We start from the raw sequence: 433 nt of genomic DNA on the forward strand, positions 1-433 counted from the left end.
CCTCAGAGCCCCCCAACCTGAGGGCCCGCCTACCGGCCACAGCGACCCACGCCACTCCGGCACGACGAACAGCCGCACCGGCCACGGCACCGCCCAGCACGGCGATGCAACCCACGGCGACCCAGCCCACAGAAGCTCAGCCCCCAGAAGCGGAAGCCACGGAAGCGAAGGCCACGGCGGACCAGACCAGCGTCACGGTTTCCTGGCCGCCCCCGTCGCGTCCGACCAGCACGAGCTCACCCCGCGGAACGACCACGCCTTCGCGGAACACACCGGTTACGCCGAAGATCACGCTTACGGGGAACCCGGCGAACACACGGAGCCGAACGCCCACGAAACCCACACAGGCCAGGCAGGCCACAGCCGCGGAGGCCAGGCCCACCCAAGCGAGGAAGACCACGGAGCCTCCGCCGAGGCCGCGTACCCCCACCAC

At 71.1% G+C, this 433-nt stretch carries 1 protein-coding gene; it reads right to left on the reverse strand.

Going from position 1 to position 433, the window contains the following annotated elements:
• Nucleotides 1–136 precede the first annotated feature (136 nt).
• On the reverse strand, nucleotides 137–433 hold a 297-nt coding region (locus tag C1J01_RS48695), incomplete at its 5' end, for a hypothetical protein (RefSeq protein ID WP_220040513.1).

The sequence above is a fragment of the Nonomuraea aridisoli genome, assembly GCF_003236395.1.
Classification (GTDB): domain Bacteria; phylum Actinomycetota; class Actinomycetes; order Streptosporangiales; family Streptosporangiaceae; genus Nonomuraea; species Nonomuraea aridisoli.